Below are 13,461 nucleotides of genomic sequence, written 5' to 3' on the forward strand. Positions count from 1 at the left end.
CGACCCCGCCAATCAGAGCAAGCAACATCGTCTCCAGCATGATCGCCACTACGACTGGCAATCCTCGAAAACCGATTGCACGCAAGGTAGCAATCTCTCTTGCGCGCGCCGCGACCGCGGCGAACATGGTATTGAGCGCACCGAAAATGGCGCCGATGGCCATGATCGCACCGACGACAATGCCGATCGTCTTCAGGATTTTTGTCATCTGTTCGGATTGCTTGCTGAAATAGTCGATGGTGGTTTCCGCATCGACCTTCAGCCGCGGATCCGCTGCAAGCGCCGCCTTGAACGTATCGAACGCCTTCGGATCGGTAAGCTTGACGGTAATCGAGGCACGGCTGCCGCCGCGCCGATAGGTATCGGCTACGACGCCGGCATCGCCCCAGATTTCCGAATCGAGCGCGTCGCCAGAAGCAAAAACACCGACAACCGTCCAGACCTGATTACCCAGCTTGATCTCGTGTCCCGGCTCAAGGCCTGCAAATTGACGAGCGGCACCTTCGCCCACAATCAACTCGCGCATGCCTGGCTTGAAGTTGCGGCCCTGCACGATCTTCAGGTTCGGCCGCACTGACCAGGCTTGCTCGCCCACGCCACGCAGTTGCACGCTACCCTCTTCGTCTGCGCTCCCATATTTCAAGGGCAAGTTGGCCGCCACGACGATCTCCGGCGAAGCGATCGGCCGCCCCTGCGCGTCCTTGGCGATGCCGGCCACCTGCGGTATCACCACCACGCTATCGCGCTCCAGTACGGACATCACTTCACTGGCCGAGCCGCCGCGCATGACGATCGCGGTATCGGGCGTGCCGGTACTGCGCAAGGTCGCACCATAGCCTTCGGCCATCGCCAGAAGAGCGACGAGCACGCCCACGACACCGGCGATACCGATGATGACAACAGCGGATGACCCCAGGCGCTGTCGAAGTGTGCTGATACCGACAGCGGTCACCGAGGCGGCTTGTCGGCCTCGTCGTGTGAAGGCCATCCACAACGCAAAGACGACGGCTATCGCAAGCAAAACCGGCCATGGCAGTGCGATCCAGACAATCAGGCCCGCGATCAATGCAACGAACAAGCCCAAACTAATCAGAAAATTCATGGGTCGATCTCCTTTAGCGGCCAGCCAACGCGTCGACGATCTTGAGCCGCATGGCGCGCATTGCCGGAATCGCGCCAACCAGTAACCCGATAACGATCATCAGGAGCAAACCGCGCGCCCAAATACCACCGGCTACGCTCGCCATCGGAATCTGGGCCATTGCCTGTTGCATGAAACCCACGACAAAGGTAGCCAAGAGCAAGCCGATCACTCCGCCCAGCAAGAGCAACAGCACCGACTCGGCCAATACCATCATCAATACGGAGTGACTGGAGAAGCCGATGGTCTTCATCACTGCCAGCTCATTGGTACGCTCGCGCACTGCCTGCATCATGGTGTTGCCCGATAGCAGGATCAGGGTAAAGAACACCGCACCCATGATGGACCCGACGATCAAGCCGATGTCGGCCAGCTGTTTCATCCAGGAGGCGCTGGCAGCCTGCTCGGTCTGCGTACGCGTCTCATGATCGGAATTGGCCGAGATCGCATCGATCGCCTTGGCGACACGATCGGCCTGATTGACGTCGGCCACGCGGCTGACGTACCACCCGACCTGACCGTTGTTATAGGCCGTACCGTCATCGAAATACTTCCAGTGCATCAGGATCATCTGGTCGTACCAGCCCGCGCTCTTGTCCTTGGCGTGCATGACACCGGCGATATCGACCGTCCAGGTCTTGTTGCCATCGCGCTGAGGGAAGATGGTCGATTGCAGCGGAATCTTGTCGCCGACCTTCCAGCCGTATTTCTTGGCCAGTTGTTCGCCGATCAGTACGCCGGTGCGCGAATCCATGAATTTCTTGCGCGCATCGGCCTGGATTTCGACTTCCGGGAACAGATCGATGTAGTTATCGCTCACCGCAAAACTGAAAATCTGGTTGTGCGGGTCCTGATACGCTCCGCCGAACCAGTTGGCATAGGCGACCGCCTTGACACCAGGTACCTGCGCGATTTGCGCACCGAGCCCTTGTGGCAGCGGCTGGATGAACGACAACTTGGCACCGGTCTGCAAGCGCTGCGCACCGTTGGCGTTCTTGCCGACCTGATCGAAGCCGCTGCGCACCGAATCGAGCATGCCGAACAGCAAGAAGGCGGCGATGATCGATACCAGGGTCAGAAAGGTACGCGTCTTGCTTCGAAACAGCGCCGCCCAAATGAGATGGAGATATTTCATGGCGCCCCCTTAGGCCGTGGCCTGCTCGACCAGCGTACCCTTGTCCAGGTGCAGGGTATGGTTGGCGTACTCGGCAGCCTTCGGATCGTGTGTGACCATGACGATGGTCTTGCCGTGATCGCGATTGAGCTGACGCAGGAGACCGAGCACTTCTTCGGCCGATTGACGATCGAGATCGCCGGTGGGCTCATCGCAAACCAGCAGGGTCGGATCAGACACGATCGCCCGGGCAATCGCGACGCGCTGCTGTTGACCGCCGGATAGTTCGCTCGGCTTATGCGAGCCGCGATCGCTCAGCCCGACCAGTTGCAGGGCGATCTCCGCATTCTTGCGTCGCTGCGATGCCGACAGCTTGGTCAACAGCAAGGGCAGTTCGACATTACGCTGCGCACTGAGCATCGGCATCAAGTTATAGAACTGAAACACGAAGCCGACGTTGGCTGCGCGCCAACGCGCCAGCGCACCGGCTCCCATATCGGCCAGGTGCTCGCCGCCCACAGCGATCTGGCCGCCGGTGGGCGAGTCCAGGCCGCCGATCATGTTGAGCAAGGTCGTCTTGCCCGAGCCGGAGGGGCCCATCAAAGCCAGAAAATCGCCCTGCTCGATATCGAGGTTGATGTGGTGGAGCACCTCCACCTTCTGCTTGCCTCGCTCATATATCTTGGATAGATCGCGGATCTGGATCAGCGTCGCCATGACTTTCGCTCCCGTGGGTCGTATTCAGTCCTGCGTCTTGGCGGCCACCGCCACACGCATGCCGTCATTGAGGTTGTCCGGCGGCGTTATCACCACCGTATCGCCCGCCTGCACCCGTTCGGGCACCAGGCGCATGTCCCCGTAGTTCTGCGCGGCAGGCGTAACCGCGCGCTGCTGCACTTTGTCGCCGGCCAGCACAAAAACGATGTCGTGGCCCTCGCGCTGCACAATGGCCTTGGCCGGCACCAGCACGCCCTTGGGCGCCATGGCCTGCGACGCGGATGCGGCCTGCTGCTCGAGGAAGGACACGCGTACTCCCATGTCGGGCACGATGCGGCCATCTTTGTTTTCCAGCGCCACGCGCACCTTCACCGTAGCCTTGCCACGATCGGCTGCCGGCACGATGGCAATGACATGTGCGGGAATGCGCCAGTCGGGATAAGCATCCAATATGGCCTCCGCCGGCATGTTCGGCTTGACCCGGCCGATATAGGCTTCGTTGACATCGACGTCGACCTCCAGCGAATCCATGTCGACGATCGTGCCCACACCGGTACGGGTGAAACCGCCACCGGCCGACAGTGGCGAAATGATCTCGCCGACCTGCGCGTCCTTGGTCGTGATGACTCCATTGAACGGTGCACGTACTACGGTGTAATCGAAGTTGACCTCGGCCACATTGACCTGCGCATCGGCTGCCTTGGCCTGGCGCTGCTGGGCGGCGAGCTGTGCTCGAATACTGTTTACCTGCGTGCGCGCCTGCTCGGCATCCTGGCGCGATACCAGGCCACGCGCCACCAGGGCCTCCAGGCGTTGCGCATCGCGTTCGTTCTGCACCGATTGCGCCTGCAATTGGGTGACCAACGCATGTGCCGCGGCCGCCTGTGCTTGCGTGGCGACCAAGCTTGCCTTGTACGCGCTATCGTCCAGGCGCGCCAGCACCTGCCCCTTTTGCACGCGATCGCCTTCTTCGATCAGCACCTCGGTCAGGGTGCCCGTTATCTGTGCCGATACCGTGGCCTGTCGACGCGCAGTGACATAGCCGGTGGCCTGAAGCACGGCTCCCGCATCCGGGTTGCTTGCAGGGGATACCGCCGTCGCCGTTTGCACCTCCACCGGCTTGTTTCCCAGGAAATACCAGGCGCCAGCACCAGCCAGCAGCACGATCAGCACTGCCCCAAGCACGGGCCACAGCCAGCCCGGCGGCCCCGCGCGATGTGTTTCGCGCTGGCTACGGTCGATCTTCAGCTCATTGAGCAGATCCTTGTGATTCACACTCTTTCCCCGTTGCATTGATGCCATTCGACTGATGACACGAAGCATGGCTAAGCGCGCGATAGGTGGACACTGCCGCCCATCAGCCGTCATCGATGACAGCTGTCATCCTGGCCTTCGCGCTGTGATTTCCGACTGACAGGCGCCCCATACGCCCACATATTTGCAGTGTTTTACCTGCTAGCTATTCAGGTATCAAAAGACATGACAGCTAATTTGCACACGATACCGTCTCAGGGGCAGCGACAGTCATGGGATTGGTGCGGTCGGATTCGATCGAAGTGGTTATAGGCAAACCGACAAATTCGTGTAGATGATCGGCGCCATCCACAAGGGAGGCTCGTCATGTCGCGTGTTCTGCTTGGAATCTCGCTGTGCATCCTGGCTGCATCCCTTGCGCTGGCGCAGCCCTCTCCCAAGGCAGCGTCCCCTTCACCGCAATGCAGCGATCCGGCACACCGGCAGTTCGATTTCTGGCTGGGCGATTGGGACACCTACCGTGTCGGCAGCACCGCATCGGTGGCACGAAACCAGGTCACGTCGATCCTCGGCGGTTGCGTACTGCACGAGGTTTACACACGCAGCGATGGGTATACCGGCGAGAGCTTCACCATCTATGACAGCGCACGCAAACGCTGGCACCAAAGTTGGGTCACCAATCAAGGCGAGCTGCTGGTCGCCGAAGGAAACAAGGAAGGCGACAAGATCGTGTTGACCGGCAGCACCTTGGACAAGGATGGCGAAACATTGCATCGCGTCACGTGGCTGCCTGTCGATGGCGGGGTGCGCGAGACAGCCGAACAATCGCATGACGGCGGCCAGCATTGGCAGCCGGAATTCGATATCGTGTTCCGCCCGTCAAAACGGGCGCAGCCAGATCCCGTCCGCCTATCCGGACCATAGCAGCTATGCATCGCCGTGAAGCCGAAAGCTGCTACCCTCGGCGACCATGAACTACGTCATCGCACCCAGCCCCACCGTCAGCCTGCCTATCGTCGGCAGCGAGCAACGCTTCCCTGTCCGCCGTGTGTTTTGCATCGGTCGCAACTACGCCGATCACGCCCGCGAAATGGGCGCCACGGTCGACAAGGAAACGCCGATTTTCTTCTGCAAGCCTGCCGACGCGCTGGTCAGCGACGGCGCTCCGCTCCCCTATCCTTCGGCCACGGCCGATCTACACCATGAAGTGGAAATGGTCGTGGCGCTGGGCAGCGGCGGCACGAGTATTCCGGTCGCCGAAGCAATGACGCGGATCTGGGGCTACGGCGTCGGCCTGGACCTGACCCGCCGCGATCTGCAGGCGATAGCCAAGGCCAAGAGCCACCCCTGGGACGTTGCCAAAGCCTTCGACCATTCCGCGCCGATGTCGGCACTGGTCCCAGCCAGCCAGGCAACCCTGAGCGATGCCACGCGGGTGAGCCTGAGCGTCAATGGTCAGGCGCGTCAGCAAGCCCTCTTGGGCGAAATGGTGCATAACGTGGCCGAAATCATCGCTGCGCTTTCGCGCCTGTTCGAGCTGAAGGCCGGCGACCTGATTTTTACCGGCACCCCCGCCGGCGTCGCCGCCTTGCAGCGCGGCGATACGTTTCATGCCGAGCTTGAAGGCATTGTCAGTCTGGATGGGCAGGTCGTCTGAGGCTCGCCGCAAAAAGGGCGAGTGCGCCGCGGTGCCCTGCTCGCCACCGCCATCCCCCTGAGTTAAAGTCGCCGACGTCGTCCGGCCAAACAAGAGGGATAGCTCATGGGCATGCTGCAAGAGTTCAAGACCTTCGCCATGCGCGGCAACGTCATCGACCTGGCAGTCGGTGTGGTGATCGGCGGCGCATTCGGCAAGATCGTCAGCTCGCTCGTCGACCAGATCATCATGCCGCCGATCGGATGGCTCACTGGCGGCATCGATTTTTCCCAGCTCAAATGGATCATCCGCCCCGCCGACAATAGCGATCCGGCGCACAAGGTGGCGGAAGTCGCCGTGCAGTACGGCGCCTTCATCAATACGTTGATCCAGTTCGTGATCATCGCCTTCGCGATCTTCCTGCTGGTCAAGGCGATCAATCGCCTCACCCATCGCCAGGAAGTGGCCGCACCGCCGGCCGCCGACGTCGTGCTCCTGGCCGAGATTCGCGACTTGCTCAAGGCACAGCAGCCAAAATAAGCCTGGCTGTGGAAATAGCGAGCGCAGCCCGGATCGCGCTCGCTACGTCGTAAGATGTTTGCAGCATTCGTGACTTCTGGCCTAAGCGATCACCGATGGCAGCGCGATAATCGGGGTTTCTCCCAAGGGGCTCCCTCGATGCGTTTTCTCCCGACCCTGCTTGCGGCCAGCCTGATGCTGGCGACCGGCGCTGCCAGCGCTGCCGATACGAGTACCGTGATTCCTGCTGCGGCCGTGCAGACGGCCACACAGCTGCGCGACAAGGCCATGGCGGACGACACGGGCTACAAGATCGTCGCTTCGTTGACCACCGAAGTAGGCCCGCGCATCGCCGGCGGTCCCGCTGACCAGCGCGGCCGGGATTGGGCCATCGCCAAGTTCAAGGAACTGGGCTTCGACAAGGTTTATACCGAGCCGGTGACCTATCCGTTGTGGGAGCGCCGCAGCGAGCACGGCGCGATTGTTGCGCCGTTTCCGCAACCGCTGATGCTGACGGCGCTGGGATATTCCGCGGGCACGCCCAAAGGCGGACTCACTGCCGAAGTCGTCAAATTCGATAGCCTCGACGCTCTCAAGAAGGCCAGTGCCGATGCGGTCAAGGGCAAGATCGTCTATATCGGCTTTCGCATGACGCGCCAAAAAGACGGCCATGATTACGGCATGGGCTCGGCGATTCGCACACAGGGCCCGGTGATCGCCTCCAAGCTGGGGGCTGCGGGCTATCTGCTCCGTTCGGCTGGCACCGATGAGCACAGCCGCACGCCTCATACCGGCGTCACCGGCTTCACCGATCCGAAACAGGCCATTCCCGCCGCGGCCCTGTCCAATCCGGATGCCGATCAGCTCGAACGTATCCTGGCCTATGGCAAGCCGGTCAGCGTGAAGCTGGACCTCGATGTCGGCTTCAACGGCAGCTATACCGGTGCCAACGTCATCGGCGAAATCACCGGCAAGAAGTATCCGGATCAGGTCGTGGCCATTGGCGGCCATCTGGACTCCTGGGACCCTGGCACCGGGGCGATCGACGACGGCGCCGGCGTGGCGATCGCCATGGCGGCCGGCAAGCTGATTCGCGACCTGCCCCAGCGCCCGGACCGTACCATCCGCGTGATTGCCTTTGCCAATGAAGAGATGGGTCTGTGGGGCGGCCGGGCATATGCCGATAAGCATGCGCCCGATACGGTCAAGCATCAGCTCGGTACGGAGTCGGACTTCGGCTCCGGTCGCGTCTGGCGCATGAGCGCCAGCGTCAAGCCGGGTGCGATCGGTGCCATCGAGCAGATGGCCAAGGTGCTGGCGCCGATCGGCGTAGCGTACGACGCCAAGCGCCCTGGCGGCGGCGGGTCCGACTTGTCGCAGATGCATGCCAAGGGCATGGCGGCGCTGTCGCTGACACAGGATGGCACGTACTACTTCGACTATCACCACAACGCCAACGATACCCTGGACAAGATCGACCCGCGCGATATGGCGCAGAATGTCGCGGTGTACGCCGCGTTCTCGTATATGGCCGCGCAGGCGCAGGGCGATTTCGGTTCGGCACCGGGCGCATTTTCAAAAGACGGGGCCGCAGAGTAAGCCTCGCTCCTGATGTGCTTAAGAAAAGGAAGGCGTAACGCCTTCCTTTTCTTTTTGAATCTTCCGCGATAGCGGTATCCGCTGTCCTATTACGGCGTCGCTGCCGCAGGAACGTTGTCGGAGAAAATGAACGCCGGATTCGGGCTGATCGAAAGGGTTTCCATCGTGCAATTGCCACCCAAAGGCTGACGCACTACCGATAGCGTGTTGGTGTTGTTGTTCCACTGTGCATTGACGGTAGCCGGGCCGCACCGCGAAAACGGCGGAACATCGAATGCGACGCCGTTAATGAACGCCGACCAGGGCGAGATAGCCTGAATCGACCAGGGCAGGCCTTTGACCTTGGCATTGCCACAGAGCAGCCCGCCGCTCACGCTCACCGAATTGATCACGGCTTGCGAGCCATCCGGAAGCACGACACCGCTCAAGGTGACGTTACAGGTCGGCGCAGCACCGCTTGCACGCATCACCATGGTTCCCGTAGCCGAGAATGGGGAGCCGGCCGGACCGATCTTCGTGGCATGCGCATGGATGCTGCCGATCATCAACAACGATGCCGCGAGGCGCAGAACATTTTTTCCGTTCATTAGTATCAATTCCCTTTGATTGATTGAATTCGACCCTGTGAGGGTGGCCGGGACCCGCCCTTTCGTGCGTCGCACCCGGCCATAACCTCACGACAAATGTTAGGTCGCGCCTACATGACATGCCTATGGATGAACCGGTCACACCACGTCGTCCAAATTCGCGCGCCCAAGCGGGCTCAGACGAGGGAAAATGTGATGAATATCCCATTTCATGAGGATGACGCTCAGGCTTATCCCTTTGCCTACCGATACATGGGCATGGTCACCACAAGTTTCAGCGCGTGGCCATCGACCTGATGCCACAGGGGGCTGACGGGTCACTGAGCGTCAAACTTCGACTTCGGGGACCTTTATGAAACGGCTTCTGGCAAAGCTTCGATCGCAACGACGGCAACGGCATTCGCGCACTCAATTGCAGAGTCAGATCGATGCGCTGCATAAAGCGCAAGCGATTATCGAATTTACGCTTGACGGCTATATTCTGGCCGCCAATGACAATTTCCTCGGCGCCCTGGGATATACGCGCGATGAAATCGTCGGCCAGCACCATCGCATGTTCATGGAGCCCGCGCAGCGCGAGAGCGAGGAATACAAGGCATTCTGGCGCCGGCTCGGCGAAGGCGAATCGTTCAGCGGGATTTACAAGCGCATCGCCAAAGGCGGGCGAGAGGTATGGATACAGGGTAGCTATAGCGCGATATTCGACGCATTCGGGCGCCCCTGCAAGGTCATCAAGCATGCGGTCGATGTCACCGGCGAGCGCCTGAACGCGGCAGACATGGAGGGGCGTCTGGCGGCGATCGATCGCGCGCAGGCGGTCATCAGCTTTGACCTGGACGGCGTCATTCTCGATGCCAATGACAACTTCCTCGCAGTACTGGGTTATCGCCGGGATGAAGTGGTCGGCCGCCACCACCGCTTATTTGTCGACCCCGAAGAACGCGAGGGCGAAGCGTATCGACAGTTCTGGCACCGTTTGCGCCTGGGCGAGTTTCATGCCGGGCTGTTTCGTCGGGTACGCCGCGACGGTCACGAAGTGTGGATTCAGGCCAGCTATAACCCGATCTTCGACATGGAGGGTCGTCCCTTCAAGGTGGTCAAGTACGCCACCGATGTCACCGAGCAAACGCTTGCCGTGCAGGCGCTGCAAAGCGCGCTCAGCTCGCTGTCGGACACAGTGCCGGCGATCGCCGGGCAGGCGCACAATGCCAACCGCCTTGCGCACGAGGCCAGCAGCAGCGCGAGCACGGGTGGCTCGATGGTCGACCAGTTGGTCGAGACCATCGACCACATCAACCAGCGCGCGCAGAGCATGACTGAAATCATCAGCGTGATGGATTCGATTGCCTTTCAGACCAATATCCTGGCGATCAATGCAGCCGTGGAAGCCGCGCACGCCGGCGAACAAGGCAAGGGCTTCGGCGTGGTCGCGCAAGAAGTACGGGGACTGGCGCTGCGCAGCGCACAGTCAGCCAAGGAGATTCGCGAGCTGGTGCAGAATGCCGTCGATGCCTTGAGCGAGGGTAGCCAACGCGCCCGTGTAGCGGGCGAAGCCATGCATGCGATCGTCGCCTCGGCTGCCGAAGTGAACCAGCGTGTGGCGCAGATTGCCGATGCGGCCCACTCGCAAGCGAGCGGGATTGCGCAGGTGACGCAGGCGATCGATCAATTGCGGGTGGCAGGGGCAGGGTAAGCCCGAATCCCCCTCCCCGTTGCAAAATGGGAGAGGGTTGAGCCACCGCATAGGTGGCTCAACCCTCGTCCCTTTTTCACAGTTGACGAGCAAGCCTAGTGAGAATGCGCCTCTTCCACGCCGCCACGCTTCTTCTTCGACAAACGCGTCTGCAACTTATCCAGATAAAGGTAGATCACGGGCGTCAGGTACAACGTCAGGATCTGCGATACCAATAGACCGCCGACCACCGCCAGGCCCAGCGGCCGACGCGTTTCTGCGCCTGCACCCAGGCCAAGCGCGATGGGCAAGGTTCCGGCGAAAGCAGCCATCGTCGTCATCATGATCGGACGGAAACGCACTCGACATGCTTCGAAGATCGCATCGGCCGGACTGACCGTCCCATCTCGCTGACGTTCCAGTGCGAAGTCGATCATCATGATCGCGTTCTTCTTGACGATACCGATCAGCATCACGATACCGACGAACGCAAACAGATCCAGCGAGGCGTGGAAGATCACCAGCGTCAACAGCGCGCCCACCGCCGCGGCGGGCAAGCCGGAAAGAATCGTCAACGGGTGGATGAAGCTCTCATACAAAATGCCCAGCACCAGGTAGATCACGAACACCGCCAGCAACAGCAGCAAGCCCATGCCCTGCATCGAATCCTGGAAGGCCTGGGCGGTGCCCTGCACGCTGCCGGTAATGGTTGCCGGCAGACCCATCTTGTCCATCGCGCGATCGATCTCGCCTACCGCGTCGCTCAGGCTGACGCCGGGCGCGAGGTTGAACGATACCGTCACGGCCGGTAGCTGCCCCTGATGGTTGACGGTCAACACCTGCGGCTTGCGCTCGAAGCTCGCCACCGTGTTCAGAGGTATCAGCTTGCCCGTGTTGGACGTGACGTAGAGCTTGGACAACACATCCGGATTGTTCTGCATCGGGCGATCCACTTGCAGGATCACCCAGTACTGCGTTGCGGTGCCGTAGATTGTCGAGATCTGGTTCTCGCCGAAAGCCGACCCCATCGCCGCCTGCACTTGCGCCATCGTCAGGCCCAGCGGCGCCAACCGGTCGCGATTGACGCGTACGAAGATCGACGGGCTGTTGAGATCGAGATCGTTAGTGACGTCCTGGAACCCTTGCAGTTGCGCAAACGCCGACGTGACCTTGCCTGCCCAAGCGTACAGCTCGTCCAGGTCGCCCGATTGCAGTGTGTACTGGTATTGCGCCTTGGACTGGCGGCCGCCGACCTGGATCGCCGGCGGGTTCTGCAGATAAGCACGAATGCCCACTACCTTGGCGAACTTGTGCCGCAGTTCCTGGATGATCTCATCCGGATTCTGGCTGCGTTCGCTGGCCGGCTTGAGCTTGAGCAGCATCGAGCCGTTGTTGATGGTCGCACGCGAACCGCCCGCGCCCACTGTGGACATGTAAGCCTCGATGTTCGGATCCTTGCCGACGATGTCCGCCAGCACTTGCTGACGCGCCACCATGGCATCGAAGGAGACGTCTTCCGGACCTTCGGTATTGATGCGCAACTGACCGGTGTCGCCGGCAGGGATGAAGTCCTTTGGCGTGATATAGAACAGCAGGCCGGTCACCGCCAGGCTGACTACGAAGCCGAACACCACCAGGCGCGGCCGACCCATGCACCAGCGCAGCGAACTGGTGTAACCGTTCGTGACCGCGCTGAAACCGCGGTCGAAGCCGGCGATCAGCCAGTTCTTCTTGGTGTGGTCGTGCGCATGGATAAAGCGACTGCACAACATCGGCGTCAGCGTGATGGCAATGAAGCCGGACAGCAGGATTGCCACGCTGATGGTGACGGCGAACTCATGGAACAGGCGACCGATAATGCCGCCCATGAACATCACCGGGATGAAAACAGCAACCAGTGACAAGGTCATCGAGAAGATAGTGAAGCCGATTTCGGTCGCACCCTTGACCGCCGCTTCATACGGCTTTTCACCTGCCTCCATGTGTCGGACGACGTTCTCCAGCATCACGATGGCGTCATCCACCACGAAACCTACCGCCAACGTCAGTGCGAGCAGCGAAAGGTTGTCCAGGCTGTAGCCCAGCGCAAACATGATGCCGAACGTGCCTACCACCGAGATCGGCAGGGCCAGCGCCGGCACCAGCGTCGCCGACAGATTGCCCAGGAACAGATAGATCACCAGCACCACCAGCACGCCGGCCAGCAACAAGGTGAACTGCACATCGTCGACCGATGCGCGAATGGAGTCGGAGCGATCGTACAACGTGGTCAGCTTGACCGAAGGCGGCAAGCCGGCGGTAAACCCAGGCAGCAGGTCCTTGATGCGATCGACGGTCTCGACGGTGTTGGCACCGGGCTGACGCTGGATCGCCAACAGCACGCTGCGTTCGCCGTTGAACCAACTGGCGGTCTGGTCGCTCTGCACGCTATCGTAGGCGCGGCCCACGTCGCCCAGGCGCACCGGCGCGCCGTTGCGATAAGTCACCACGACATCGTTGTACGCCGCCGCACGCATCAACTGGCCGTCATTGCGAATCGGCAGCTGCTGGCGTCGACCGTATAACGAACCGGTCGCCTGGTTCTGGTTGGCGTCGGCTACCGCGCTCTGCACTTGATCGATGCCGATACCGGCCGAAGCAAGGCGATCGGGATTGACGTCGATGCGCACGGCGTATTTCTGCGAACCGTAGACGCTGACCTGGGCCACGCCGTCGACCATCGACAGACGCTGCGCGAGCTGCGTCTCGGCGTACTCGTCTACCTGCGACAAGGGCAGCGTGGACGAGGTCATCGCCAGATAAAGAATCGGCGCATCGGCCGGATTGACCTTGCGAAAAGTCGGCGGCGTAGGCATGTCGGTGGGCAGCTGGCGCTGCGCCGCCGAGATGGCCGATTGCACGTCCTGCGCCGCACCGTCGATGCTGCGATCCAATTCGAACGTCAAGGTGATCGAGGTCGTGCCCAGCGCGCTGGTCGAATTCATCGAGCTGATGCCCGCGATGGTCGACAACTGCGATTCCAGCGGCGTCGCGACCGCGGAGGCCATGGTCTCCGGAGAAGCGCCCGGCAAGCTGGCCGAGATGCTGATGGTCGGAAAGTCGACGTTGGGCAGCTCGTTCACCGGCAGACGCGGATAAGCAGCCACGCCGAACACGACCAGTGCCGCCATCAGCAGCGTGGTCATGACCGGCCGGCGAATACACAGTTCGGGCAGGTTCATC

Annotated in this window: 11 protein-coding genes; 5 read left to right on the forward strand and 6 right to left on the reverse strand. The window is 61.2% G+C overall.

The features are described from left to right. From VIM98_RS06295 to VIM98_RS06310, 4 genes are all read right to left on the reverse strand, one after another. The coding region (locus VIM98_RS06295) for an ABC transporter permease (RefSeq protein WP_331992247.1) at positions 1–1,102 on the reverse strand (1,102 nt) is incomplete at its 3' end. Positions 1,103–1,115: 13 nt separating this feature from the next. Continuing rightward, a complete protein-coding gene (locus VIM98_RS06300) occupies positions 1,116–2,276 on the reverse strand; it encodes an ABC transporter permease (RefSeq protein WP_331992248.1) in 1,161 nt (386 codons plus the stop codon). A 9-nt stretch (positions 2,277–2,285) separates the two neighbouring features. Further along, the gene (locus VIM98_RS06305; RefSeq protein WP_331992249.1) at positions 2,286–2,972 is read right to left on the reverse strand and encodes an ABC transporter ATP-binding protein; all 687 of its coding nucleotides are present in this window, start codon (positions 2,970–2,972) and stop codon (positions 2,286–2,288) included. A gap of 24 nt (positions 2,973–2,996) precedes the next feature. After that, complete coding sequence (locus tag VIM98_RS06310; RefSeq protein ID WP_331992250.1) at positions 2,997–4,247, reverse strand: efflux RND transporter periplasmic adaptor subunit; 1,251 nt, start codon at positions 4,245–4,247, stop codon at positions 2,997–2,999. 345 nt (positions 4,248–4,592) lie between these two features. Here VIM98_RS06310 and VIM98_RS06315 point away from each other — a divergent pair, with 345 nt between their 5' ends. The 4 genes from VIM98_RS06315 to VIM98_RS06330 all read left to right on the forward strand — a co-directional run bounded on the left by VIM98_RS06315 (position 4,593) and on the right by VIM98_RS06330 (position 7,980). Continuing rightward, positions 4,593–5,150: a hypothetical protein gene (locus tag VIM98_RS06315; RefSeq protein WP_331992251.1), complete on the forward strand. Its 558-nt coding sequence runs from the start codon at positions 4,593–4,595 to the stop codon at positions 5,148–5,150. Positions 5,151–5,196: 46 nt separating this feature from the next. Beyond that, positions 5,197–5,883, forward strand: a complete 687-nt coding sequence (locus VIM98_RS06320; RefSeq protein WP_331992252.1) for a fumarylacetoacetate hydrolase family protein — start codon at positions 5,197–5,199, stop codon at positions 5,881–5,883. Positions 5,884–5,988: 105 nt separating this feature from the next. Continuing rightward, entirely contained in the window at positions 5,989–6,402 is a 414-nt protein-coding gene (mscL, locus tag VIM98_RS06325; RefSeq protein WP_331992253.1) for a large-conductance mechanosensitive channel protein MscL, read from the forward strand. Between the two features lie 138 nt (positions 6,403–6,540). Beyond that, complete coding sequence (locus VIM98_RS06330; RefSeq protein WP_331992254.1) at positions 6,541–7,980, forward strand: M20/M25/M40 family metallo-hydrolase; 1,440 nt, start codon at positions 6,541–6,543, stop codon at positions 7,978–7,980. An 89-nt stretch (positions 7,981–8,069) separates the two neighbouring features. Here the strand turns inward: VIM98_RS06330 and praB are convergent, their stop codons facing one another. Then, the gene (gene praB, locus VIM98_RS06335; RefSeq protein ID WP_331992255.1) at positions 8,070–8,567 is read right to left on the reverse strand and encodes an alkane oxidation protein activator PraB; all 498 of its coding nucleotides are present in this window, start codon (positions 8,565–8,567) and stop codon (positions 8,070–8,072) included. 352 nt (positions 8,568–8,919) lie between these two features. On the opposite strand from praB, the gene VIM98_RS06340 reads away from it, so the two are divergent. Further along, entirely contained in the window at positions 8,920–10,260 is a 1,341-nt protein-coding gene (locus VIM98_RS06340; protein WP_331992256.1) for a PAS domain-containing methyl-accepting chemotaxis protein, read from the forward strand. Between the two features lie 95 nt (positions 10,261–10,355). Here the strand turns inward: VIM98_RS06340 and VIM98_RS06345 are convergent, their stop codons facing one another. Continuing rightward, positions 10,356–13,460, reverse strand: a complete 3,105-nt coding sequence (locus VIM98_RS06345) for an efflux RND transporter permease subunit (protein WP_331992257.1) — start codon at positions 13,458–13,460, stop codon at positions 10,356–10,358. Position 13,461: the final 1 nt, after the last annotated feature.

The sequence above is a fragment of the Dyella sp. genome (assembly GCF_036568765.1).
Lineage (GTDB): Bacteria > Pseudomonadota > Gammaproteobacteria > Xanthomonadales > Rhodanobacteraceae > GSA-30.

Excerpts from the sequence above, each read along its gene's own strand:
- VIM98_RS06300 (WP_331992248.1), bottom strand. The coding sequence starts at position 2,276 with ATGAAATATCTCCATCTCATTTGGGCGGCGCTGTTTCGAAGCAAGACG.
- VIM98_RS06315 (WP_331992251.1), top strand. The coding sequence starts at position 4,593 with ATGTCGCGTGTTCTGCTTGGAATCTCGCTGTGCATCCTGGCTGCATCC.
- mscL (WP_331992253.1), top strand. The coding sequence starts at position 5,989 with ATGGGCATGCTGCAAGAGTTCAAGACCTTCGCCATGCGCGGCAACGTC.
- VIM98_RS06340 (WP_331992256.1), top strand. The coding sequence starts at position 8,920 with ATGAAACGGCTTCTGGCAAAGCTTCGATCGCAACGACGGCAACGGCAT.
- VIM98_RS06320 (WP_331992252.1), top strand. The coding sequence starts at position 5,197 with ATGAACTACGTCATCGCACCCAGCCCCACCGTCAGCCTGCCTATCGTC.
- praB (WP_331992255.1), bottom strand. The coding sequence starts at position 8,567 with ATGAACGGAAAAAATGTTCTGCGCCTCGCGGCATCGTTGTTGATGATC.
- VIM98_RS06305 (WP_331992249.1), bottom strand. The coding sequence starts at position 2,972 with ATGGCGACGCTGATCCAGATCCGCGATCTATCCAAGATATATGAGCGA.
- VIM98_RS06345 (WP_331992257.1), bottom strand. The coding sequence starts at position 13,460 with ATGAACCTGCCCGAACTGTGTATTCGCCGGCCGGTCATGACCACGCTG.
- VIM98_RS06330 (WP_331992254.1), top strand. The coding sequence starts at position 6,541 with ATGCGTTTTCTCCCGACCCTGCTTGCGGCCAGCCTGATGCTGGCGACC.